The 22,831-nt window shown below is 70.7% G+C and carries 20 protein-coding genes; 10 read left to right on the forward strand and 10 right to left on the reverse strand.

What is annotated here, in order from left to right; translation table 11 throughout:
- Nucleotides 1–20: 20 nt before the first annotated feature.
- The 10 genes from hemP (at nt 21) to BGO22_RS02270 (ending at nt 11,568) form a co-directional block, all read left to right on the forward strand.
- Nucleotides 21–131: a hemin uptake protein HemP gene (gene hemP / locus BGO22_RS02225; protein WP_286848652.1), complete on the forward strand. Its 111-nt coding sequence runs from the start codon at nt 21–23 to the stop codon at nt 129–131.
- A gap of 108 nt (nt 132–239) precedes the next feature.
- Entirely contained in the window at nt 240–2,462 is a 2,223-nt protein-coding gene (locus BGO22_RS02230; protein ID WP_070398960.1) for a TonB-dependent hemoglobin/transferrin/lactoferrin family receptor, read from the forward strand.
- 20 nt (nt 2,463–2,482) lie between these two features.
- On the forward strand, nt 2,483–3,556 hold the full coding sequence (locus BGO22_RS02235; RefSeq protein WP_070398961.1) for a hemin-degrading factor: 1,074 nt from the start codon (nt 2,483–2,485) through the stop codon (nt 3,554–3,556).
- Nucleotides 3,557–3,564: 8 nt separating this feature from the next.
- A complete protein-coding gene (locus BGO22_RS02240) occupies nt 3,565–4,455 on the forward strand; it encodes a heme/hemin ABC transporter substrate-binding protein (RefSeq protein WP_070398962.1) in 891 nt (296 codons plus the stop codon).
- Between the two features lie 22 nt (nt 4,456–4,477).
- Nucleotides 4,478–5,560: a FecCD family ABC transporter permease gene (locus BGO22_RS02245; RefSeq protein WP_070398963.1), complete on the forward strand. Its 1,083-nt coding sequence runs from the start codon at nt 4,478–4,480 to the stop codon at nt 5,558–5,560.
- On the forward strand, nt 5,557–6,363 hold the full coding sequence (locus tag BGO22_RS02250; RefSeq protein ID WP_286848625.1) for a heme ABC transporter ATP-binding protein: 807 nt from the start codon (nt 5,557–5,559) through the stop codon (nt 6,361–6,363). The genes BGO22_RS02245 and BGO22_RS02250 overlap by 4 nt, the downstream gene beginning before the upstream one ends.
- A 113-nt stretch (nt 6,364–6,476) precedes the next feature.
- Nucleotides 6,477–7,067 carry a GbsR/MarR family transcriptional regulator gene (locus BGO22_RS02255; protein ID WP_070398964.1) on the forward strand — a complete coding sequence of 197 codons (591 nt, stop codon included), beginning with the start codon at nt 6,477–6,479 and terminating at the stop codon, nt 7,065–7,067.
- 25 nt (nt 7,068–7,092) lie between these two features.
- Nucleotides 7,093–8,454, forward strand: coding sequence for a cytochrome ubiquinol oxidase subunit I (locus tag BGO22_RS02260; RefSeq protein ID WP_070398965.1), 1,362 nt, complete (start codon nt 7,093–7,095; stop codon nt 8,452–8,454).
- An 18-nt stretch (nt 8,455–8,472) separates the two neighbouring features.
- Nucleotides 8,473–9,471, forward strand: a complete 999-nt coding sequence (locus tag BGO22_RS02265; protein ID WP_070398966.1) for a cytochrome d ubiquinol oxidase subunit II — start codon at nt 8,473–8,475, stop codon at nt 9,469–9,471.
- 153 nt (nt 9,472–9,624) lie between these two features.
- Nucleotides 9,625–11,568 (forward strand): metallophosphoesterase family protein, encoded by a 1,944-nt coding sequence (locus BGO22_RS02270; protein ID WP_070398967.1) that lies wholly within the window; start codon nt 9,625–9,627, stop codon nt 11,566–11,568.
- 57 nt (nt 11,569–11,625) lie between these two features.
- Here the strand turns inward: BGO22_RS02270 and guaD are convergent, their stop codons facing one another.
- From guaD to BGO22_RS02320, 10 genes are all read right to left on the reverse strand, one after another.
- Nucleotides 11,626–12,909: a guanine deaminase gene (gene guaD / locus BGO22_RS02275; protein WP_070398968.1), complete on the reverse strand. Its 1,284-nt coding sequence runs from the start codon at nt 12,907–12,909 to the stop codon at nt 11,626–11,628.
- Nucleotides 12,910–12,988: 79 nt separating this feature from the next.
- Nucleotides 12,989–14,086: a BMP family ABC transporter substrate-binding protein gene (locus tag BGO22_RS02280; RefSeq protein ID WP_204744372.1), complete on the reverse strand. Its 1,098-nt coding sequence runs from the start codon at nt 14,084–14,086 to the stop codon at nt 12,989–12,991.
- Between the two features lie 107 nt (nt 14,087–14,193).
- Nucleotides 14,194–15,057: a hypothetical protein gene (locus tag BGO22_RS02285; RefSeq protein ID WP_070398970.1), complete on the reverse strand. Its 864-nt coding sequence runs from the start codon at nt 15,055–15,057 to the stop codon at nt 14,194–14,196.
- Between the two features lie 170 nt (nt 15,058–15,227).
- Nucleotides 15,228–16,238, reverse strand: coding sequence for an adenosine deaminase (locus BGO22_RS02290; RefSeq protein WP_070398971.1), 1,011 nt, complete (start codon nt 16,236–16,238; stop codon nt 15,228–15,230).
- Nucleotides 16,239–16,240: 2 nt separating this feature from the next.
- Complete coding sequence (locus BGO22_RS02295; RefSeq protein ID WP_286848639.1) at nt 16,241–17,236, reverse strand: Rieske 2Fe-2S domain-containing protein; 996 nt, start codon at nt 17,234–17,236, stop codon at nt 16,241–16,243.
- A 63-nt stretch (nt 17,237–17,299) separates the two neighbouring features.
- Complete coding sequence (locus BGO22_RS02300) at nt 17,300–18,448, reverse strand: BMP family ABC transporter substrate-binding protein (RefSeq protein WP_070398972.1); 1,149 nt, start codon at nt 18,446–18,448, stop codon at nt 17,300–17,302.
- A gap of 90 nt (nt 18,449–18,538) precedes the next feature.
- A complete protein-coding gene (locus BGO22_RS02305; protein WP_070398973.1) occupies nt 18,539–19,459 on the reverse strand; it encodes an ABC transporter permease in 921 nt (306 codons plus the stop codon).
- Nucleotides 19,460–19,559: 100 nt separating this feature from the next.
- Nucleotides 19,560–20,615, reverse strand: a complete 1,056-nt coding sequence (locus tag BGO22_RS02310) for an ABC transporter permease (protein WP_070398974.1) — start codon at nt 20,613–20,615, stop codon at nt 19,560–19,562.
- On the reverse strand, nt 20,602–22,155 hold the full coding sequence (locus tag BGO22_RS02315; RefSeq protein ID WP_070398975.1) for an ABC transporter ATP-binding protein: 1,554 nt from the start codon (nt 22,153–22,155) through the stop codon (nt 20,602–20,604). The genes BGO22_RS02310 and BGO22_RS02315 overlap by 14 nt, the downstream gene beginning before the upstream one ends.
- The coding region (locus BGO22_RS02320; protein ID WP_286848649.1) for a LysR substrate-binding domain-containing protein at nt 22,152–22,831 on the reverse strand (680 nt) is incomplete at its 5' end. The genes BGO22_RS02315 and BGO22_RS02320, both read right to left, overlap by 4 nt.

Here is a 22,831-nt window from a genome sequence, read left to right on the forward strand (position 1 = left end):
CGCCGGTGCCCGCGGCGCAGGTGCAGTTCGGCCAGCTGAGCGGCGGCCGGCGCGACGTGTTCATCGAGCACGACGGCCAGCACTACAAGCTGAGCCTGACCGCGCAGAACAAACTGATCCTCACCAAATAGGTTCCACCGGCGCGCCGCGGCGCGCGCCTTTCGCTACCAGCCAGCCAGTTGCCGCTTCGCGGCGCGCGAGCCAGCCCGTGTCTTTCACCACAAACACCGGGTGCCCTCGTGCCACGCCTTCGCCTTTTCCCTTCTTCCGCCCTCCACCCCGTCGCGCTGGCCTGCGCGCTGCTCGCGGCCGCGCCGGTCCATGCGCAAACCGTCCCCGGCTCCGCCACGCAGGTCGCCCCCGGCTCGCTCAAGCCCGTGGTGGTGTCCGGCTCGCGCAGCGAGCGTGAGCTAGAGGAAGTGCCCGCGCGCATCGACGTGATCGAAGGCGAGGCCTTGGACCCCACCCGGGCCCAAGACATCCGCGAGCTGGTTCGCGAGCTGCCCAACGTGGAGGTCAAGCGCGCGCCGCAGCGCTTCGGCGCGGTCAGCGGCTCCACCGGCCGCGACGGCAACGCGGGCTTCAACATCCGCGGCCTGGACGGCAACCGCGTGCTGCTCACGGTGGACGGCATCCGCATGCCGCGCGAACTCAACAACCAGGTGTTCGGCGCCGCCGCATTCGGCCGCGACTACTACGACCTCGGCCTGATCTCGCGCGTGGAGATCCTGCGCGGCGCGGCCTCGGCGCTCCACGGCTCCGACGGCCTGGCCGGCATGGTGGCCATGACCACCACCGCGCCCAAGGACCTGCTAAAGGAGGGCCAGACCTTCGGCGGCCGCGCGGGCGTGCGCGCCGACACCGAGGACAAGAGCGCGGGCACGGGGCTCACGCTGGCCGGCATCGCCAGCGACCGCCTGCAGTGGCTGGGCAGCGTGCAGGTGGGCCGCGCCCGCGAACTGGACAACAAGGGCGACAACCGCTCGCTCAACAGCAACCGCACCGTCCCCAACCCGCAGAAAGACCGCAGCGTCTCAGCGCTGGGCAAGATCGTGCTCACGCCCGGCGCGGGCCAGACCCACACCTTCACCCTCGAACACGTCGACAAGAACACCGCGGTCGAGGGCTACACGGGCCGCTCGCCCACGGTCACCGGCGTGCAGGACCTCGATGGCACCAGCGAGATGCAGCGCACGCGCGCCAGCTGGGACGGCCGCTTCTTCCTCCAGTCCGCCTGGGCCGACACGCTGCGCGCCACCCTGGGCTACCAGCAGTCGCGCTCGCGCGAGTGGTCGCGCGAGGTCCGCACCGCCCTGCCCACCGTGCGCGAACGCGACGTGCGCTACGAGGAAGACCTCTGGCAGGCCGTGCTGCAGGCCGAGCGCACGCGCCCGCTCGGCAACGGCTGGGCCCATACCCTGGTCTACGGCGCCGACGTGTCGGTGGCCGAACTCGACAACCTGGTCACTGGCGTGGCCGGCCCGGCCTACGAAACCTACCCGCTGCAGCGCTTCCCCAAGACGCGCGAGACCAACAGCGCGTTCTTCCTGCAGAGTGAGTTCGTGAGCGAGCGCTGGAGCGTTATTCCCGCGCTGCGCTACGACCGCTTCTCGCTCAAGCCGCAGAGCAGCCCCCTGTACCCGCTCGCCCCGGCGGCGCTGTCCGACAGCGCGCTCTCGCCCAAGCTGGGCCTGATCCTGCGCCCCCATCCGCACTGGCAGGTGTTCGCCAACGCGGCGGCCGGCTTCAAGGCGCCAAGCCCGCTGCAGCTCAACAACTTCTTCCAGAACGCGCTCGCCAACTACCGCACCCTGCCCAACCCGGACCTCAAGCCCGAGACCAGCCAGACCCTGGAGCTCGGCGCGCGCGGCGAGCACGGCCGGCTGAACTGGTTGGTCACCGCCTTCACCGGCCGCTACAAAGACTTCATCGAGGACAACGTGCGGGTCGGCGGCACGGGCGCGCCGGGCAATCCCATCCTGTTCCAGGCCGTCAACCGCGGCCGCGTCAAGCTCAGCGGCGTCGAACTCGAAGGCCGCTGGACCGTGACGCCGGCCACCACGCTCAAGCTGGCCTATGGCCGGACCAAGGGCCGCGACACCTTGCTGAACCAGCCGCTGAACTCGGTGAACCCGGCCAAGCTGGTGCTGGGCGTGGACCACCGCATCGCCGACTGGACCCTGGGCGCCGTGCTCACGCACGCGCTGGCCAAGGACAGCGAGGACATCGACCGCAGCAGCACGCCGCAGCAGTTCGCCACGCCCGCCTGGACCACGCTGGACCTGCGCGCCACCTGGCGCATCACCCCCCGCACGCGCCTGAGCGCGGCGATCCACAACCTGACGGACCGTAAGTACTGGCTGTGGAGCAGCGTGCAAGGCGTGGCCGGCAACCTGGCCACGCTGGACGCCTACACCTCGCCCGGCCGCAGCCTGTCGCTGGCGCTGGTCACCGACTTCTGAGCCCCACAAGGAGAACCCGCATGGACATCCACGACATCCGCACCGCCTACCAGGCCGCGCGCGCCCAGGGTCGGCGCGCGCGCGACGCCGCCGAATCCATCGGCGTGAGCGAGGGCGCCGCGCTGGCCGCGCACATCGGCGCCGACGAAGGTCCCACGCGCGCCGTCGCGCTCAGGGCCGACTGGCTCGCGCTGCTGCGGTCACTCAAGCCCTGCGGGCCGCTGCTCGCGCTCACGCGCAACGAGGGCGCGGTACACGAGAAGACCGGCGTCTACGACAAGCTCTCCGGCGAAGGCGCCATCGGCCTGGCGCTGGGCGAGGACATCGACCTGCGCCTTTTTTTCCACCAATGGCACGCGGGCCTGGCGGTGACCGAGTGGACGCAGAACCCAGGCAACGAAGCCCTGCCCAGCCTGCAGTTCTTCGACCGCCACGGCACCGCCGTGCACAAGATCTTCTTGCGCGAGACCAGCGACCGCGCGGCCTGGCGCCGCGTGGTCGAGCAGTGGCAGGATCCGGCCGCCACGCCCGCCTTCGAGGCCCCGGCCTCGCCCGCCACCGAGACCCCCGCGCGGGTCGACGCCAAGGCCTTCTCCGAGGCCTGGGGCGCCATGACCGACACGCACCAGTTCTTCCCGCTGCTGCGCCAATTCGGGGTCGAGCGGCGCCAGGGCTTCCGCCTGGTCGAAGGCCGCTACACGCGCCGCGTGGAGCGCGGCGCCGTGCGCGAAACGCTCACCGACGCCGCCTTCAACGGCACGCCCATCATGGTCTTCGTGGGCAGCCCGGGCTGCATCCAGATCCACACCGGGCCGGTGAAGCGCGTGGAGCCGCTGGAGATGAACGGCCAGGCCTGGCTCAACGTGCTCGATCCCGGCTTCAACCTGCACCTGCGCGAGGACCTGATCGACGAGGCCTGGGTGGTGGAGAAGCCCACCAGCGACGGCGTCGTCACCTCGCTGGAGGCCTTCGACGCGCGAGGCGAGCTCATGGCCATGTTCTTCGGCGCGCGCAAGCCCGGCCAGCCCGAGCGCGGCGCCTGGCGCGACGTGCTGGCGCAGCGGCCCACGCTGGACGCGCCCACCCCGGCCTGAGGCGCGCCATGGCACCCACCCGCGTCCCCCCGCGCCGCCGCGCGCTGCTGCGCGCCACCGCCGCCCTGGTCGCCGGCACCGCCCTGCCCGCCTTCGCTGCGGCGCCACCGCGCGCGCCACGCCTGGTCACCGTGGGCGGCGGCATCACCGAGGTGGTCTACGCGCTCGGCGCGCAGGACCTGCTGGTGGGCACCGACACCACCAGCCTCTACCCCGCCGCCGCGCTGGCCACGCCCAAAGTCGGCTACCTGCGCCAGCTCTCCGCCGAAGGCCTGCTCGCGCTGCGGCCCGACACCGTCATCGCGCCAGGCGACGCGGGGCCGCCCGTGGTGCTCGACCAGCTGCGCTCGGCCGGCGTGACGGTCGATCTGATCGAGAGCAGCCACGACTGGGGCGAGGTGCGCCGCAAGGTGCAGGCCGTGGGCCGCGCCGCGTCGAAGGCGCGCGCGGCACAGGACCTGCTGGTCGCGCTGGACGCGCAATGGGACCAGGCCTTGCGGCGCGTGCGCGCGCACGCCGGCCCCGCGCCCCGCGTGCTGTTCGTGCTCGCGCACGGCGGCAGCCCCATGGTGGCCGGCGAGGCCACGGCGGCCCACGCCCTGATCGGCTTCGCCGGCGCGCGCAACGCCCTCTCGGGTTTCAAGGGCTACCGCCCGATGACGGCCGAGGCCATGGCCGCCGCCGCGCCGCACGCGATCCTCACCACCACGCAGGGCCTGGACGCCATCGGTGGCGAGGCCGCCTTCTGGCGCCGCCCCGAACTGCCGCTCACGCCCGCCTGGCGGCGCCGCGACAGCGGCCGCGCCCTCGTGCACCTGGACGCGCTCGAACTGCTGGGCTTCGGCCCGCGCCTGCCCCGCGTGGTGGGCGAGTTGCACCAGCGCCTGGTGGCCGCGTGAGCGCCGTTCGCAAGAGGATGCCGTGAGCACGCTCGCGCGCGCGAGCGCCTCGCCCTGGCCACCGGCGCAGCGGCGCGGCCCCTGGACCCTGGCCCTGCTGGGCCTGCTGCTCGCGCTGTGCGCGCTGTGGGCCGCCGGCCGGGGCGCCTACGGCCTGCCGCTGCGCGAACTGCCCCCGCTGCTGTGGGGCGCGCTCGGCCGTGGCGCCGAGGCCGCGCGCAGCGGGCCCGAACTGGTCTTCTTCAACATCCGCCTGCCACGCCTGCTGCTCGGCGTGGCCGCGGGCGCCGGGCTGGGCATGGCCGGCGCGCTCATGCAGGGCCTGTTCCGCAACCCGCTGGCCGATCCCGGCCTCATCGGCGTGAGCAGCGGCGCGGCGCTGGCGGCGGGCGCCACCATCGTGCTGGGCGCCACCTGGTTCCCCGAGCTGCCGCGCGCCCTGGGCAGCTGGCCGCTGGTGCTGATGGCCTTCGCGGGCGGGCTGGCGGTCACGGGCCTGATCTACCTGCTCTCGCGCAGCGAAGGCGGCACCCGCGTCGGCCTGATGCTGCTCGCCGGCATCGCGGTCAACGCGCTGGCGGGCGCGGGCCTGGGCCTGCTGAACTTCCTGGCCACCGACGAACAGCTGCGCAACCTGCAGTTCTGGCTGCTCGGCAGCCTCGGCGGCGCGCGCTGGAGCGCGGTGCTGCTGGTCGCAGGCATCACCACCGCCGCGCTGGCCATCGGCCTGCGCCTGGCGGGCGCGCTCAACACGCTGGCGCTGGGCGAGGCGCAGGCCGTGATGCTGGGCGTACGCGTGGAAGGCCTCAAGCGCCTGTGCGTCGTGGTCACGGCGCTCGCGGTGGGCGCGGTCACGGCCACCACCGGCACCATCGGTTTCATCGGCCTGGTGGCGCCCCACATCGTGCGCCTGCTCGCCGGCGCCGACCACCGCTGGGTGCTGCCGGGCTCGGCCCTGCTCGGCGCCTGCCTGGTGCTGGTGGCCGACGCCTGGGCGCGCACGGCGCTGGCGCCGGCCGAGCTGCCGCTGGGCGTGATCACCGCCGGGGTGGGTGTGCCCTTCTTCCTGGCCCTGCTGCGCAGTGCGCACGCAAGGACGCTGTGAGCGGCGGCGGCGACCCGAAGCGGCTGCACGCCGAGGGCCTGTGCGTGCGCCATGGCGCGCGCGAGGTGCTCAAGGGCGTCGACCTGCAGCTGCGCGCGGGCGAGGTGGGTGTGATCCTGGGCCCCAACGGCGCGGGCAAGTCCACGCTGCTGGGCACGCTGGGCGGCCTGCAACGCACCGACGCCGGCCGCGTGTGGCTCAACGGGCAGCCACTGCACACCGGCAGCGCGGCCGGCTTCGCCCGCCACCGCGCCTACCTGCCGCAGGACCTGGTACCCGCCTTCGACTTCACCGCGCAAGCGGTGGTGGAACTGGGCCGCTACCCGCACCGCCAGCACCCCGAACCCGATGAGGCCGCCATCGTGCGCGCCGCCATGCGCCGCGCCTCGGTCGAGGCGCTGGCGCGGCGCGGCATCCGCCAGCTCAGCGGCGGCGAGCGCGCGCGCGTGCAGCTGGCGCGCGCCATGGCCCAGGTCTGGCGGCCCTGCGCCGACGGCCTGCCGCGCTGGCTGCTGCTGGACGAACCCACCGCCGCGCTGGACCTGCAGCACCAGCACCAGAGCCTAAGCGCGCTGCGCGACTGGTCGCGCGAGCAGGGCATCGGTGTGCTGATGGTGTTGTACGACCTCAACCTCGCACTGCGCTACGCCGACCGCGCGTGGGTGCTGGCGCATGGCCAGGTGGTGGCCCACGGCGCCACCGCCGACGCCCTCACCGCCGACCTGGTGCGCGCGGTCTGGCGCGTCAAGGCCCACCCGGTGCTCGACCCGGCGGGCGTGCCGCAGTTCGTCATGACCCCCTGAGGCCCGGCCGGCCGGGCCGTCCAGGCCGCCGGCCCTCAGCGAAGGCCCTCAGGCCAATTCTGGAATTTCAGTAATTTCTGAAACTTCAGGCCAAACCGGCTACAGTGCCGGCCATGCCGCTGCAAGACCACCTCCCACCCCTCAACCGCGAGTTCGTCGCCCACTTCGGGGAGATGGGCAGCCGCTGGGGCATCAACCGCACCGTGGGGCAGATCTACGCCCTGCTCTACCTCTCGGACCAGGCGCTGTGCGCCGATGAGATCGCCGAAACCCTGGAGTTCTCGCGCTCCAACGTCAGCATGGGCCTGAAAGAACTCCAGGCCTGGCGCCTGGTGCGGCTGCGCCACCAGCCGGGCGACCGCCGCGAGTACTTCGAAGCGCCGGCGGACGTGTGGGAGATCTTCCGCGTGCTGGCCGAAGAGCGCCGCCGGCGCGAGATCGAGCCCACCCTGTCCATGCTGCGCACCGCGCTGCTGGAGACGCCCAAGTCCGAGGCCGAACGCCACGCGCAGCAGCGCATGCGCGAAATGCACGACCTCATCGACCGCCTCATGACCTGGTTCGACGACGTGCAGAAGCTCGCGCCCGAGACGGCCTTGCAACTCATGGGCATGGGCGCTACGGTCACGCGTGTGCTCGAGATCAAGGACCGCCTGACCGGCAAGGCCCCCGCGCGCGGCGACAAGGCCGGCAAAGCGGCCTGACCCAGAACCCGAAGGAGCGCCCGCCATGGAATTCGACACCCTGCTGCTCTCGCGCCTGCAGTTCGCCGCGAACATCAGTTTCCACATCCTCTTTCCCACCATCACCATCGCCCTGGGCTGGTTCCTGCTGTTCTTCCGCCTGCGCTTCGTGCGCACGCGCGAACAGGCCTGGGAGGAGGCCTATTACTTCTGGACCAAGGTGTTCGCGCTGAGCTTCGCGCTGGGCGTGGTCTCGGGCGTCACCATGAGCTTCCAGTTCGGCACCAACTGGCCGGGCTTCATGGAAAAGGCCGGCAACATCGCCGGCCCGCTGCTGGGCTACGAGGTGCTCACCGCCTTCTTCCTGGAGGCCAGCTTCCTCGGCATCATGCTGTTCGGCCGGGGCCGCGTGAGCGAGCGCGTGCATCTCATCGCCACCTTCCTCGTCGCGCTGGGCACCACGTTCTCGGCCTTCTGGATCCTCAGCCTCAACTCCTGGATGCAGACGCCGGCGGGCGCCGAGATCGTCAAGGGCGAGTTCATTGCGGTGGACTGGTTCGCCATCGTCTTCAACCCCTCCTTCCCCTACCGCCTGGCGCACAAGCTGCTGGCCTCGGGGCTCACCGCGTCCTTCCTCATCGCGGGGCTGTGCGCCTGGCAGCTCCTCAAAGGCAGCGCCACCGGCGGCACGCACAAGGCGCTGCGCACCGCCGTGTTCGCGGCCGCGCTCATCGCCCCGGTGCAGATCTTCGTGGGCGACCTGCACGGCCTCAACACACTGAAACACCAGCCGGCCAAGGTCGCCGCGATCGAAGCCGTCTGGGAAACCGAGAAGGGCGCCGCCCTCACGCTGTTCGGCATCCCCGACGAAAAGGCCGGCACCACGCATTACGCCGTCAAGGTGCCCAAGCTGGGCAGCCTCATCCTCACGCACGAGTGGGAGGGCGAGCTGCGGGGCATCGCCGACTTCCCGAACGCGCACCCGCCCGTGGCCCCGGTGTTCTATGCCTTCCGCGTCATGGTGGGCGTGGGCTCGCTGATGCTGCTCGTCGCGCTGTGGGGCGTGTACAAGCTGTGGCCGCAGCGCGGCGACGCGCGCACCCGGCTGCCGCGCCCGCTGCTGTGGACCCTGGCGGCCATGACGTTCTCGGGCTGGCTGGCCACGCTGGCGGGCTGGTACGTCACCGAGATCGGCCGCCAGCCCTTCATCGTCTATGGCCTGCTGCGCACGGCCGACGTGGCCACCACCATCGCCTCGGGCCACGTGGCGCTCACGCTCGCGGCCTACCTCACCGTCTACGGCCTGCTGCTGATCACCTACGTGGGCGTGCTCAAGTACATGGCCGAGCATCCCGTGAAGCACGCGCCCGAAGCGCCGCATGGCGAACTGGGCAAGGCCGGCGCCTGAACCTCGACGGAGATCCACATGACCTGGGCCGAATTCCTCCCCCTGATCTTCATGACCGTGATGGGCCTGGCGCTGCTGGCCTACGTGGTGCTCGACGGCTACGACCTCGGCGTGGGCCTGCTGCTGCCGCTGGGCGAGCGCGACCAGAAGGACACCATGATCGCCAGCATCGGCCCCTTCTGGGACGCCAACGAAACCTGGCTGGTGCTGGGCGTGGGCGTGCTGCTGGTGGCGTTTCCCAAGGCGCACGGCATCGTGCTGCAGGCGCTGTACCTGCCGGTGGCGGTCATGCTGGTGGGCCTAATCCTGCGCGGCGTGGCCTTCGACTTTCGCGTCAAGGCGCCCACCCGGTACCTGCCGTTCTGGAACCGCGCCTTCTTCGCCGGATCGCTGGCCGCCAGCATGGCCCAGGGCTGGATGCTGGGCAGCTACATCACCGGTTTCGACACCGGCCCGATCGGCACGCTGTTCAGCCTGGGCATCGCCGTCACGCTGCCCGCGGCCTACCTGCTGCTGGGCGCGGGCTGGCTCATCATGAAAACCGAGGGCGAGCTGCGGCACCGGGCCGTGGGCTGGGCGCGCCGCGCCCTGTGGCCCATGGGCGTGGCGCTGCTGGCCATTTCGGCGGCCACGCCGCTGGTGAACCCGGCGGTGGTCGAAAAGTGGTTCGGCCTGCCGCAGATCTTTGCCCTGCTGCCGGTGCCGCTGATCTGCGCGGCGGCCTTCTTCGCCGTGCATTGGGTGGTCACGCGGCCGAACCTCATCGACGCCGGCTATGGCTGGCTGGTGTTCGTGAACACCGTGCTGATCTTCGTGCTGGCCTTCTTCGGCCTGGCCTACAGCATCTTCCCGGACATCGTGATCGGCCGGCTCACGCTGTGGGACGCGGCGGCGGCCACGGGCTCGCTGACCGTCATCTTCATCGGCGTGGCGATCACGCTGCCGGTGATCGTCGTGTACACGATTTATTTGTACCGCGTCTTCTGGGGCAAGGCGCACCCGCTCACCTACAACTGAGTCCGGCGGCCCACCCGCCGGTGGGCCTGCACCCTGGCGAATGCGCCGCGCCGGTTCCGAACGGCCGCGCATTCACGCGAATGCCATGGGGCTTCCCGATCATTGGTGCGCCAACAGTTTTTCGTTGGCACCACCACAACGCGGAAGACCTCCATGCTCGCCAACAACAATGCCCGACCCCGTGCCAGCGCGCTCGCGCTGGCTGCCAGCCTCACGCTCGCCGCCTGCGGGGGTGGCGGTGGCGGCGCCGCCGACAGCGCCACCCCGCCCAGCCCGCCACCCAGCACCCACCCGACACCAACCACGCTCAAGATCGGCGTGATGCCCGACACCCAGGGCAGCAACTCCGGCGTGGCCCTGCACCCCATGAAGGCGGTGCTCGACTTCCATGTGCAGCAAGGCGTGAAGATCGTGCTCGCCGTCGGCGACCTGGTCGAGAACGGCACGCCGCAGGAATACGCGATGTGGCGCGGACTGGCCGACCAGTACAAGGACAAGCTGACCATCCTGCCCGTGATGGGCAACCACGAGCCCAAGGGAACGGACCAGGACTGGCACGACACCGTCGAGTCCCTCATCCCGGCCGACGCCGAGCACATGCCCGGCTCCCGGAACAAAAACTACGCGCTGGTGCGCGACAACGTGCTGCTGATCAACATCTCCTACGGTTGGTTCGAGCGCGCCTACGGCTTCGTCGAGGCCATGGTCAACAAGCACGCGGCCAAGGTCGACCACATCATCCTGCAGACGCACAACTCCTTCGCCGGCAGCCGCTACGGCCTGGTGCGCGAGAACATCGTCGACGGCAGCATCTCCATCGTGAACGACGTGCTGTTCCGCGACGCCTACGACAAGTACCGCCAGCTGCTCGCGGCGCACGACGTGATCTATGTGAGCGGCCATGAGCACCACTACTCGCGCAGCCTGATCCGCGACGACACCGACCGCCCCTTCCTGCAGATCATCTCCGGCAACGCCGCCTACAAGGGCTACGAAACCCGCTTCAGCGAGCACGAGCGCATCCAGGACTACCTGATGATGAAGGTGCAGAGCGACAGCACCGGCTTCGTCGACGTCAACGCCTCGGTGTTCGAGGTGACGGGGCCGACGATCGACTACCGCTCCTACTTCGTCACCCATTCGGTGCTCAGCAACGCCGCCGCGCTGCAGCAGCTGGACAACCCGAGCTGGACGCTGATGGACCGCTTCGTCCGCACCCGCGACCGCTGCGCCAAGACCGTCTACCCCTCCAGCGTGCCCAGCGACATCCAGCGCAATGGCGCCTACGACCCCTCGTACCGCACCAGCCCCTGCACATCGGCCGGCGGCAGCCGCGCGCGCCTGCTCGATGGCGTGAACAACACCTTCAACCGCCACGACACGCGCACCCGCACCATGAGCGCCACGCCAGGCTATTCCTTCGCGAACAGCAACCTGGAGATGGAGTCCATGATGTACCGCTACCTCTTCCAGCGCCACCAGAGCTACAGCCCCAACCTCAACAACAGCCAGCGCGCGCGCGTGATCAACGTCGGCGCGCCCGACGAGGAAGTGGAGGTGCGCGGCACCACCATCGACCTGAAGAAGCAGGTGCTGCTGAACTGGCAGGCGAAAGGCGGGGCCACCCTGAGCGACGAGCTGATCGTCAGCGGCATCAGCGGGCAGGGTGGCACCTACATCGACCCGTACGGCGTCGCCAAGGACATCGCCACCGACACCGGCCTGGCCGGCAGCTACGGCAACGGTACTGAGCTGGGCAAGGCGCCGGTGGTGCTGCCCACGCACGCCACCAAGACCTGGGCGCTGAGCGAGGCCACCGTGGGCGACAGCTACGTGCTCGAGTTCACCGCCCCAGCCGGTCGCACCGCGGCCAACAGCGCGATCGCCCGTTACGACACCGCGGCACGCGCCTGGGTGCCGCTGGCCGACGCCGGCTGCGTGAGCGCGCAGGCCTACCAGACCGGCTACCTCACGGCCCTGCCCGCCGACGTGAACGCCAGCTGCGGCAACACCACCGTGGTGGGTTTCGACGCCGGCCGGGGCGCCTTCTGGGCCCGCCTGAACCGCGACGACCGCCTGGCCATCGTGGCGCGTTGACGGTGGGCGGGTGGGCGGGTGCCCGCCCGTGCCGGGCCGCGCCCGCGCGGACGGGCCCTAGCGGCCGTTGACCACGGTGCGCGCGACCACGCGGTCGTCGCCCAACACGATCAGGGCGAACAGGAACTCGTCCAGGCTGTCGGCCTGGGCGGTCTTGCGCGCCAGCAGTGGCGTGGCCTTGGGGTCCAGCACCACGAAGTCGGCCTCATGACCCGGCTGCAGGTTGCCCACCACGCCTTGCAGGCCCAGTGCGCGCGCCGCGCCCGCGGTGTGCTGCCACCAGAGCTGCCCGGGCGCGAGGCTCAATCCCGGCTTGGTCTGGCCCTCGCGGCCCACCGTGTAGGCCGCCAGCATGGTGCGAAACGGCGAGAAGCTGGTGCCGCCGCCCACGTCGCTGGCCAGGCCATAGCCCATGCCGGCCGCGTCGGCGGCCCGGTAGTCGAAGAAGCCGCTGCCCAGGAACAGGTTGCTCGTGGGGCTCACGGCGGCCACGGCCCCGGTGGCCGCCATGCGTTCGCGATCGGCCTGGCTCAGGTGGATGCAATGCGCGTAGACGGCGCGCTCGCGCAACAGGCCGAAGTCCTCGTACACGCCGAGGTAGCTGCGGCTGTTGGGGAAAAGCTCCAGGGCCCAGCGCACCTCGTCGAGGTTCTCGGCCACGTGCGACTGGATCCAGACCTCGCGGTGGACCGCCGCCAGTTCGCCCGCGCCGCGCAGCTGCGCGGGCGTGCTGGTGGGCGCAAAGCGCGGCGTGATCGCGTAACCCAGCCGGTCCACGCCATGCCAGCGGCGGATCAAGGCCTCGGTATCGAGCAGGCTTTGTTCGGTGTCGTCGCGCACGCCCTCGGGGCTGTGCCGGTCCTGCAGCACCTTGCCGGTGATGAAGCGCAGGCCGCGCGCGCGGGCCTCCTCGAAAGCCGCGTCCACCGAGACCGGGTGCGAGGTGGCGAAGGTGAGCGCGGTGGTGACGCCGTTGCGCGCCAGTTCGTCGAAGAAGAAGCGCGCCACCTCGCGCGCGTGAACGGGGTCGTGGAAGCGCGATTCGTGGGGGAAGGTGTAGCGCTCCAGCCAGGGCAGCAGACCGGCGGCGGGCGCGCCAATCACATCGGTCTGCGGGTAGTGCACGTGCATGTCGATGAAGCCCGGCGCGATCAGATGGCCGCGCAGGTCCTGCACGGCCACGCCGGGGTATCGGTCGATCAGCGCGCCATGTGCACCGGCCGCGCGCACCACGGCCCGGCCCTGGTGGTCCGGCCCGATCACCAGCAGGCCGTCGTCGTCGAACTGGGGGGCGCCGCTGTCCTCGTCGAAGCGCAGCAGGCTGGCACGGTAGGCATTCATGGCCGGGAGCCTACACGGCCCGGCGCACACTGTCATACGGCCGCGCCGATGCGGCCTATGCCCGCCGCAGGAGGCGGTTTCAGTTCAAGCTGCCTTGCACGCCCTCAACGAACCAGTTCATCGTCAGGATCTGCTCGTCGCTCAGGCGCTGCCCGGCCGCGATGACGGTCTGGCCGTTCTGGCCGCGCACCGGGGCCGAGGCGGGCGCCGCGAACACCGCCAGGCGGCCGGCGGCCATGTCGGCCTGGCGCGCGTTCACCTCTTTCTGCACGGCCTCGGGCACCTTCTTGCCGAAGCCCTCGACGCGGATGAACCCCTGCGCCACCCCGCCCCAGACCTGCTCGCTGCGCCAGCTGCCATCGAGCACGGCCTTCACGCGGCGCGTGTAGTAGTCGCCCCAGCGGTGGGTCACGGCCACCACCTGCGCGTCGGGCGCCACCGCGCGCATGTCGGAGTGGTAGGCCACGGCGAGCTTGCCGCGCTCCTGCGCGGCCACCATCACGGCGGTGCTGCCGGTGTGGAAGGCCAGCACCTCGGCACCCTGGTTCATCAGCGTCATGGCCGCGTCGCGCTCGCGCGGCGGGTTGAACCACTCGCCCAGCCACACCACCTTCACCGTGGCGCGCGGGTTCACCGAGCGCATGCCCAGGGTGAAGGCGTTGATGCCCTGGATCACCTCGGGAATGGGAAAGCCCGCCAGGTAGCCGGCCTGCGTGGCCAGCCGGCCCGCCGCCACGCCCGCCAGGTAGCGGCCCTCGTAGTAGCGCGCGTTCGCCGTGGCCACGTTGGGCGCGGCCTTGTAGCCGGTGATGGACTCGAACTTCACGTTCGGGAAATCGCGCGCCACCTTCAGCGTGGGCTCCATGTAGCCGAAGCTGGGCGTGAAGATGATGTGGTTGCCCTGCTGCGCGAGGTCGCGGATCACGCGTTCGGCGTCGGCGCCTTCGGCCACGTTCTCCACGTAGCTCGTCTGGACGCGCTCGCCCAGCGCCGCCTGCACGGCCTGGCGGCCGAGCTCGTGCTGGCGCACCCAGCCGGCCTCGGTGAGCGGCGTCACATAGACGAAGGCGGCCTTCACCGGCGGTTTGACCGGCTGGGCCTGAGCGACAAGGGGGGATACCAACACGGCGGCCAATGCCGGCGCGAAGGCGCGCCAGGCCGCGAGGTTTTTGTACATGGTGTTCCTCTACATGGCTTCCAGTGACGAAAAAACGCGAGCCGGGGAAGCTCCGGCTCGCGTCGGGGCCGTATTGTAGGCGGGCCCTCGGTCGCGGGGCCTTCGCCTCACTGGCGCAGGAAGTCCAGGCCGGCCTGGTCCGCGCCCTGCAGTTGCACGTCGCGCTGGCTCGGCGTGTACGAACACCCCAGGCACAGCGGGTCGGACGGCGTCACGGTGTAGGCCCCATCCGGCAGCACGAAACCGTAGGCCCCGAGAGCGTCGACGGCGCGCACCAGGGAGGCCGCGCCGGCGCCCACGGTGATCCAATCGGCCGTGCTCGGCAAGCCGCTGCCGGCCCAGCTCACGCCACCCGAGAGGCGGTGGGCCGGCGCCTGGAAGTCCACGCCCCCCACGTCGGCGGACACGATGTCGACGGTGCGCGAGGCCGGCTGGAAGGCGAAGCCGAACGGCCCGGACCGCGGCGTCACCGCATAGCGCCCCGGCGGCAGGCAGCTCAGGGCGTAGTCGCCCCGCGCCGCGCCGCTCATGGGCAAGGCCGTGGCGCTGGCGGGACCGGCCAGCGCCACGCTCACCCCGCTCTCGGCGTAGCCGAGGCCCCAGAGGCCGCCGTCGCTCAGCACACGCCCGGACAGCGCGAACGACGGCCCGGTCTTGCGAATGTCCAGGCGCGCCGTGCCGGCGAGCCCGGCCGTGTCGGTGGCGGTGACGGCGATGCGGTTGGTGCCCGGCACCAGCGGCACGGTGGCGCTCCAGGTGTGCCCATACAGGCCCAAGAAGGGGCTCGTCTTCACCGACTGGCTGGCCGTGCCGGCGGCGCCCGAGGTCTCATTGCGCCAGGTCACGGTGACCGCGGTCATCTCGACCGCCGAGCCGCCGCAGCAATGCCAATCGGTCGGACTGATGAAGGCCTCGCCGCTCAGGCCAAGCTCGTTGCACACCGTGTCGGTCGACGCCGGGGCATCGATCACGACCCAGCCCGAAGGTGGGGGTGGCGGCACCGAGCCCCCGCTGCCGCCACAGGACAACTGAGCCAGCGACAGACCCACGGACAACAGAGCACGCCCAACGCGCATGGCTCACCCCTTGCGATGCGATGGGCCACTCTAGGCCGACCCGACCGGCCGCAGGATGACGCGCGTCAAGGCGGCGCGCTGGCCGCCTCCAGCCGCGCCAGGTAGCGCTGGCGCGTCTCTTCGTCGATGAAGCTCGCCTCGAAGCTGTTGCGCGCCAGGGTGATGACCTCCTCGCGCGACAGGCCCAGGGCTTCGACGGTCTGCACGAAGTTGGCATTGAGGTAACCGCCGAAGTAGGCCGGGTCGTCGCTGTTGACGGTGGCGCACAGGCCGGCGTCCAGCAGGCGCTTCATCGGATGCTCGCGCAGGTCGTTCACCACGCAGAGCTTGAGGTTGGACAGCGGACAGACCGTGAGCGGCGTGCGCCGGCGCGCCAGCTCGGCGACCAGCGCGGGGTCGTCCAGGCAACGCACGCCGTGGTCGATGCGCTCGGCCTTCAGGTCGTCCAGCGCGCCCCAGATGTAGGCCGGCGGCCCCTCCTCGCCCGCGTGCGCCACGACATGCAGGCCCAGCTCGCGACAGCGCGCGAACACGCGCGAGAACTTCTCCGGCGGGTGGCCCAGCTCGCTCGAGTCCAGGCCGACGCCGACGAAGTGCTGGCGGTACGGCAAGGCCGCGTCCAGCGTGGCGAAGGCCTCTTCTTCGCTGAGGTGGCGCAGGAAGCACAGGATGAGCCGGCTGGAGATGCCCAACTCGGCCTGCGCCCATTCGCAGGCGCGCTGCAGCCCACCGATGACCACGCCGATGTCCACGCCGCGCGCGGTATGCGTCTGCGGGTCGAAGAACAGCTCGGCGTGGATCACGCGGTCGGCGTAGGCGCGCTGGAAGTAGGCCCAGGCCATGTCGAAGAAATCGGCCTCGTGCAGCAGCACGCTGGCGCCCGCGTAGTAGATGTCGAGGAAGCTCTGCAGGTTGGTGAAGGCGTAGGCCTCGCGCAGGGCCTCCACGCCGCGGTACGGCAGCTTCACGCCGTTGCGCTGCGCCAGCGCGAAGATCAGTTCGGGTTCGAGCGAGCCTTCGATGTGGATGTGCAGTTCGGCCTTGGGCAGGTGGGCGGCAAGTTCGGCAGGCGACATGGTCAGCAGGTTCCCAGGGCAATGCCCAGTCGTTGAAGGTAGCGGCGGTAGGCACTGCTCACGCGGTCGGCGGGGCCGTGCACTTCGGCCACGCGGGCGGTGCGGCCGATCGGCAGCGCCTTGGGCGTCTGGGATTCCACCACCGGCCGGTCCTGCGCGAACACCGTGTCTTGGAAATCGACCAGCGCCTCATCGCTGGAGCGGTCGTTCTGCGTGGCCATCACGAACCATGCGGTGCAGGCCTCGTCGCCATCGGGCCGGATGAACAGGGCGATGGCGTTGCGCACCGGGTCGCCATCGCTGGCGTCCTTGCGCAACAGCGCGGCGTAGGGGTGCGGCACCTCGTAGGCGTAGTCCACCCAGGCGCCGCCGCCGGCCTCGGCATAGCCGCGCGGCTGCCAGGCGCGGGCCTTGAGCACCTGAAGGCCTTGCGGGCTTTCGCTGACCACGCCGCCGAGCACCTGCGCGTGTCCGCGTTCGCCCAGCCAGCCTTCGTGCACGAAGCCGAAGTGGCTCAGGTCCAGGAAGTTCTCCACCAGGCGCGGCGCACTGGTGGCCACCGCGTACGGTCCGCAGACCACGCGGCGCCAGCCGGCGTCCCCGGCCTCGGCGAAAGCGGGCGGCGCGTCGGGCAAGCCGGCCGTCGGCGCGTCCAGCCGCACCCACACCAGACCGTGCGCTTCGCGCGCTTCGAAGGCCGTGGTCGCGTGGCCCAGGGGCGGCTGGAAATCGGGCGAGGCCGGCACGTGGCGGCAGCGCCCGCCGGCCTCGAACTGCCAGCCGTGGTACGGGCATTCCAGGCGCGGCCCCTGCACGGTGGTGAGCACGCGCCCCAGCGACAGGCGGGCGCCCCGGTGCGGGCAGCGGTCGGCCCAGGCGTGCACCGCGCCGTGCTCGCGCCACAGCACCAGCGCTTCGCCCAGCAGGCCCCGGGCCAGCGGCGCCTCGCGCAGCGTGTGCGAAGCCACCACGGGATGCCAGAGTTGCCGTTCGATCATGGCCGCCATTCAAACAAAAAGGGCCGCCTTTGGGCAGCCCTTTTCGGTTCAGGGGGCTTTCGCTCAGTTCGGGAGCTTGCCTTCCACGCCCTTGACGTAGAACTTGATGCCCCCCAGGAAGGCGTCGTCCGCCTTCTGGTCCTTGGCCAGCACTTCCTTGCCGGCCTGGTCCAGGATGGGACCGGTCCAGGGGTGGAAGCTGCCGTCCTTCAGGCCGGCCTTGATGGTGTCGATCTTGGCCTTGGTCTCGGCCGGCACGTCGTCGGCGATGGAGACCATGTCGATCGCGCCTTCCTTGTGGCCCCACCACACACCGCCGGTGCTCCAGGTGCCTTCCAGCACGTCCTTGGTGGCCTTGATGTAGTACGGGCCCCAGTTGATGACGGCCGAGCCCAGGTGGGCCTTGGGACCGTAGGCGGTCATGTCCGAGTCCCAGCCGAAGGCGCGCTTGCCGGCCTTCTCGGCGGTCTGCAGCACGGCCGACGAGTCGGTGTTCTGGAACAGGATGTCGGCGCCGCCGTTGAGCAGCGAGGTCGCGGCCTCGGTCTCCTTGGGCGGATCGAACCAGCCGTTCACCCAAACCACCTTGGTCTTGATCTTCGGGTTCACCGACTGCGCGCCCAGCGTGAAGCTGTTGATGTTGCGGATCACCTCGGGGATGGGGATGGAGGCCACCACGCCCAGGGTGTTGGTCTTGGTCATGGAGCCCGCGATCACGCCGGCCATGTAGGCGCCCTCATAGGTGCGGCTGTCGTAGGTGCGCATGTTCTCGGCCGTCTTGTAGCCGGTGGCGTGCTCGAACTTCACGTCCTTGAAGTCGGCGGCGACCTTGAGCATGGGCTCCATGTAGCCAAAGGTGGTGCCGAAGATGAGCTTGTTGCCGTTGGACGCCATGTCGCGGATCACGCGCTCGGCGTCGGCGCTCTCGGGCACGCTCTCCACGAAGGTGGTCTTGATCTTGTCGCCGAACTCGGCTTCCAGCGCCTTGCGGCCGTTGTCGTGCGCGAAGGTCCAGCCGCCGTCGCCCACCGGGCCGACGTAGGCGAAAGCGATCTTCAGCGGCTCGGGCGCGGCCGGGGCGGCGGCGGGCGCAGCCGGCGCGGGCGCGGGCGCGGCGGCCTCTTCCTTCTTGCCGCAGCCGATCAGCACGGCGGCGGCCAGCGCGCTCATCGCGGCGACCTTGAACAGGGAACGCTTGTGGAGGTCTGTCATGGGTTTCCTCGGGTGTCGACGGTTGGGTGAATCGGACCGGTGCGGGCGCCGCAGCTCCACCCCGGTGGGGTATTCAAAGTGACAAGCAAATTATGACCCCGGGTAGAACGGTTTCCCGATCGACGAGGGCATGTTCACGCGGATCCAGGTCGGGTTGCGCGAAATCAGCACCAGCACCACCACGGTGGCCAGGTAGGGCAGCATGGTCAGGAACTGGCTGGGGATCTGCAGGCCGATGGCCTGCAGGTGGAACTGCAGCATGGTGACACCGCCGAACAGGTAGGCGCCGAGCAGCACGCGCGCGGGTCGCCAGGTGGCGAAGGTGGTCAGCGCGAGGGCGATCCAGCCCTTGCCGGCGATCATGCCCTCCACCCACAGCGGCGTGTACACAGTGGACACGTAGGCGCCCGCCAAGCCGCACAGGGCGCCGCCGGCCATCACCGCCAGCAGGCGGATGCGCCGCACCGGGTAGCCCAGGGCGTGTGCCGACTCGGGGCTTTCGCCGACGCTGCGCAGCACCAGGCCGGCGCGCGTGCGGTACAGGAACCAGATCAGCCCCAGCGCCATGGCCACGCAGGCATAGACCATGGGGTGGTGGCGGAACAGCGCCGCGCCCAGCAGGGGGATGTCCGCCAGGCCGGGGATGGCCCAGCGCACCTGCTCGGGCAGGGTGGCCTGCACGTAGCCCGTGCCCGCGAAGGCCGAGAAACCCGCGCCGAACAGGCTGAGCGCCAGGCCCGTGGCGTACTGGTTGGTGTTGAGCCAGATCACCAGCACGCCGAAGACGGCCGCGAGCAGCGCGCCCGCGCCCATGCCCGCCAGGAAGCCCAGCCAGCTGCTGCCCGTGTGCACCACGGTGGCGAAGCCGGCCAACGCGGCGCAGAGCATCATGCCCTCGGCGCCCAGGTTGACGATGCCGGCCTTCTCGTTGATCAGCAGGCCCAGCGAGGCGATGGCCAGCACGGTGCCCGCGTTCAGCGTGGCGGCAATGAGCAGTGCGTACGATTCCATAGGTGTCAGTTGTTGAAGAATGGCCTGCCGCCGGGCCACCCCAAGGCACGGCCGCTCCCCCTTGGGGGGCAGCGTCCCGCAGGGGGGAGCGTGGGGGTCGTCATTGCTTCCAGCGCACGCGGTACGCGATGAGCGTGTCGCAGGCCAGCAGCGAAAACAGCAGCAGGCCCTGGAACACGCCGGTGATGGACTTGGGCAGGCCCAGGCGCGACTGCGCCAGTTCACCGCCGATGTAGAACATGCTCATGAGCACGGCCGAAAAAACAATGCCCACCGGGTGCAGCCGCCCCACGAAGGCCACGATGATGGCCGCGAAGCCGTAGCCCGCCGGCACGTAGGGCGTGAGCTGGCCGATGGGGCCGGCGACCTCGAAGGCCCCGGCCATGCCCGCCGCGCCACCCGAGGTGAGCAGCGCCACCCACAGCGCCTTGCGCGAGGAAAAGCCGGCGTAGCGCGAGGCCATGGGCGCCAGCCCGCCCACGGTCTGGGCATAGCCCGAGACCGTGCGGAACAGGAACAGCCACACGCCGGCCACGCCCAGCAACGCGAACAGCAGGCCGATGTTCACGCGCGAGCCGTCCATCAGGCGCGGCATCTGCGCCACCCGCTCGAAGGTCTTGGTCTGCGGGAAGTTGTAGCCCGCCGGGTCTTTCCAGGGGCCGTACACCAGGTAGTTGAGCACCTGCACCGCCACGTAGACCAGCATCAGGCTCACCAGGATTTCGTTGGCATTGAAGCGGTCGCGCAGCAGTGCGGTGATGCCGGCCCACAACATGCCGCCCAGCATGCCCGCCAGGATCACGGCCGGCACGATCCACAGCCCGGTGCCCTTGTCCGCGGTGAGCGCCACGCCCCCCGCGAACACCGCGCCGATGATGTACTGCCCCTCGGCGCCGATGTTCCACACGTTGGAGCGGAAGCACACCGCCAGGCCCAGGGCGATGATCAGCAGCGGCGTGGCCTTCACCAGCAGCTCGGAGAGGGCGTAGCCGCTCTTGATGGGTTCCCAGAAGAACACCTGCAGGCCGCGCACCGGGTCCTTGCCCAGCACCTCGAACAGGGCGATGCCGATCAGCACCGTGATGGCCAGCGCCAGCAGCGGCGAGGCGTAGCCCCACAGCTTCGACGGCTGGGGACGGGCTTCAAGCCGCAGCATGCGCGGTCTCCTTCTGGTTGTTGTCCCGCTCGCGCCCGGTCCACAGGCCCGACATCCATTCGCCGATGCGCTCCACCGTGGCGTCCGCGCGGTCCAGGCTGGGCGACAGGCGCCCCTTGGCGATGACGTGCAGGCGGTCGCTGATCTCGAACAGCTCCTCCAGTTCTTCGCTCACCACCAGCACCGCGCAACCGGCGTCGCGCAGCGCCAGGATCTCGCCGCGGATCTGCGCCGCCGCCCCCACGTCCACGCCCCAGGTGGGCTGGCTGACGATCAACAGCTTGGGCTTGGCCTCGATCTCGCGCCCGACGATGAATTTCTGCAGGTTGCCGCCCGACAGCGACTTGGCCGCCGCGTCCGGCCCGTTGGCCTTGACCCTGTAGCGCTCGATGATGTCCGCGGCCTGGCGCCGCAGCGCGCCCACGCGGATCCAGCCACCACGGCCCACCGCATCGCGCCGCGACAGCAGCAGGTTCTGCGCCAGCGACAGCGTGGGCACCGCGCCGCGGCCCAGCCGCTCCTCCGGCACGAAATGCAGGCCCAGGGCGCGCCGCCTCGCGGGGCCCAGCGCGGCCACATCCCGCTCGCCCAACCGCACGCTGCCGGCCGGGGCGCGCACGTCTTCGCCCGAGAGCGCGCGCAGCAGCTCGCCCTGGCCATTGCCCGACACGCCGGCGATGCCCACCACCTCGCCCGCGCGCACGCTCAGCGCCACGTCCTGCAGCGCGGTGCCGAAGGGGTCGTCGCTGGCCAGGGTGAGCGCGTTGACCCGCAGCACCGGCTCGCCAGCGTGCAGCGGCCGGTGCGTGAGCTCGGGCGGCTCGGCGCCGATCATCAGGCGCGAGAGCGAGGCGTTGCTTTCCTCGCGCGGATCGCACACGCCGGTGACCTTGCCCCCGCGCAGCACCGTGCAGGCGGTGCACAGCTCGCGGATCTCGTGCAGCTTGTGGCTGATGTAGAGGATGCTGCAACCCTCGGCCGCCAGCTGGCGCAGCACCACGAAGAGCTTGTCCACCGCCTGCGGCGTGAGCACCGAGGTGGGCTCGTCCAGGATCAGCAGCTGCGGGTTGGTGAGCAGCGCGCGGATGATCTCCACGCGCTGCATCTCACCCACGGACAGGGTGTGCACCGGGCGCTCGGGGTCCACGTCCAGCCCGTACTCGCCCGCCTTGGCGCGGATGGCCGCGCGCACCTGCGCGAGCGAGAAGGACCTGTCCAGTCCCAGCCAGACGTTCTCGGCCACGGTGATGGTGTCGAACAGGCTGAAGTGCTGGAACACCATGCTGATGCCCAGGGCGCGCGCCTCGCGCGGGTCGCGCACGTGCACGGCCTGGCCATTGAAGCGCACCGCGCCTTCGTCGGGCTTGGCGGCGCCGTAGATGATCTTCATCAGCGTGGACTTGCCGGCGCCGTTTTCGCCCAGCACGGCGTGGATTTCGCCGGGGCGCACGCTCAGCGAGACGCCGTCGTTGGCCACCACGCCGGGGTAGCGCTTGGTGATGCCGCTGAGTTCGAGTCGTAGAGAGGGGAATTCGCTCATGCGGCCTCGGCACGGGTGGATTCGCTCGCGCGCAGCGAGGCGGCGACGGACTTGACCTGGTCACGCAGCCAGCGCCCCGCCTTGGACGCGTGGGTGCGCTCGTGCCAGAGCTGGTAATACATCATGCGGGGGAAGCTCACGGGCGGGGTCAGGATGGTCACGGGCAGCTGCGCCGTGAAACGCTCGCAGTATTGCCGACCGGTGGTAAGCACCAGCAGGCTGCCCGCCACCATGGCCGGGATCAGTCCGAAATGCGGGCAGCGCGCCGTGATGTGCCGCGTCAGGCCCAGGCCGGCCAGGTGCTCGTCGATGACGCCGCGCGCGCCCGGGTGCGTGGGCGTGGGCGCCACGTGCTCGGCGCTGAGCCAGGCCTCGGCGTCCCAGCCACGGCGCACCGCCGGGTGGTGCTTGGCCACCAGGCTCACCACCTCGTCGCCGAACAGGCGGCCCAGGTGCAGGTCCTCGGGTGGGCGCATCCAGTTCCCAATCACCACGTCCACCGTGCCCTGGGCCAGGTGGTTGCGGTAGTCGGCGTCGCTGGACAAGGGGTGGATGTCGATGCTGGCGTTGGGCGCCTGCGCCTTGATCTGGGTGACCAGCTGGGGCAGGAACAGCGGGTCCAGGTAGTCGCTGGCGGCCAGGCTGAAGACGTGGGAGGCGGTGGCCGGGTCGAAGG

Origin of the sequence: Hydrogenophaga sp. 70-12 (assembly GCF_001897365.1) — a bacterium.
Lineage (GTDB): Bacteria > Pseudomonadota > Gammaproteobacteria > Burkholderiales > Burkholderiaceae_C > Hydrogenophaga > Hydrogenophaga borbori.

Coding starts and splice junctions, on each gene's coding strand:
- BGO22_RS02235 (WP_070398961.1), top strand. CDS start 2,483: ATGGACATCCACGACATCCGCACCGCCTACCAGGCCGCGCGCGCCCAG.
- BGO22_RS02300 (WP_070398972.1), bottom strand. CDS start 18,448: ATGACAGACCTCCACAAGCGTTCCCTGTTCAAGGTCGCCGCGATGAGC.
- BGO22_RS02240 (WP_070398962.1), top strand. CDS start 3,565: ATGGCACCCACCCGCGTCCCCCCGCGCCGCCGCGCGCTGCTGCGCGCC.
- BGO22_RS02260 (WP_070398965.1), top strand. CDS start 7,093: ATGGAATTCGACACCCTGCTGCTCTCGCGCCTGCAGTTCGCCGCGAAC.
- BGO22_RS02315 (WP_070398975.1), bottom strand. CDS start 22,155: ATGAGCGAATTCCCCTCTCTACGACTCGAACTCAGCGGCATCACCAAG.
- BGO22_RS02255 (WP_070398964.1), top strand. CDS start 6,477: ATGCCGCTGCAAGACCACCTCCCACCCCTCAACCGCGAGTTCGTCGCC.
- BGO22_RS02265 (WP_070398966.1), top strand. CDS start 8,473: ATGACCTGGGCCGAATTCCTCCCCCTGATCTTCATGACCGTGATGGGC.
- BGO22_RS02310 (WP_070398974.1), bottom strand. CDS start 20,615: ATGCTGCGGCTTGAAGCCCGTCCCCAGCCGTCGAAGCTGTGGGGCTAC.
- BGO22_RS02280 (WP_204744372.1), bottom strand. CDS start 14,086: ATGTACAAAAACCTCGCGGCCTGGCGCGCCTTCGCGCCGGCATTGGCC.
- BGO22_RS02305 (WP_070398973.1), bottom strand. CDS start 19,459: ATGGAATCGTACGCACTGCTCATTGCCGCCACGCTGAACGCGGGCACC.
- BGO22_RS02290 (WP_070398971.1), bottom strand. CDS start 16,238: ATGTCGCCTGCCGAACTTGCCGCCCACCTGCCCAAGGCCGAACTGCAC.
- guaD (WP_070398968.1), bottom strand. CDS start 12,909: ATGAATGCCTACCGTGCCAGCCTGCTGCGCTTCGACGAGGACAGCGGC.
- BGO22_RS02295 (WP_286848639.1), bottom strand. CDS start 17,236: ATGATCGAACGGCAACTCTGGCATCCCGTGGTGGCTTCGCACACGCTG.
- BGO22_RS02270 (WP_070398967.1), top strand. CDS start 9,625: ATGCTCGCCAACAACAATGCCCGACCCCGTGCCAGCGCGCTCGCGCTG.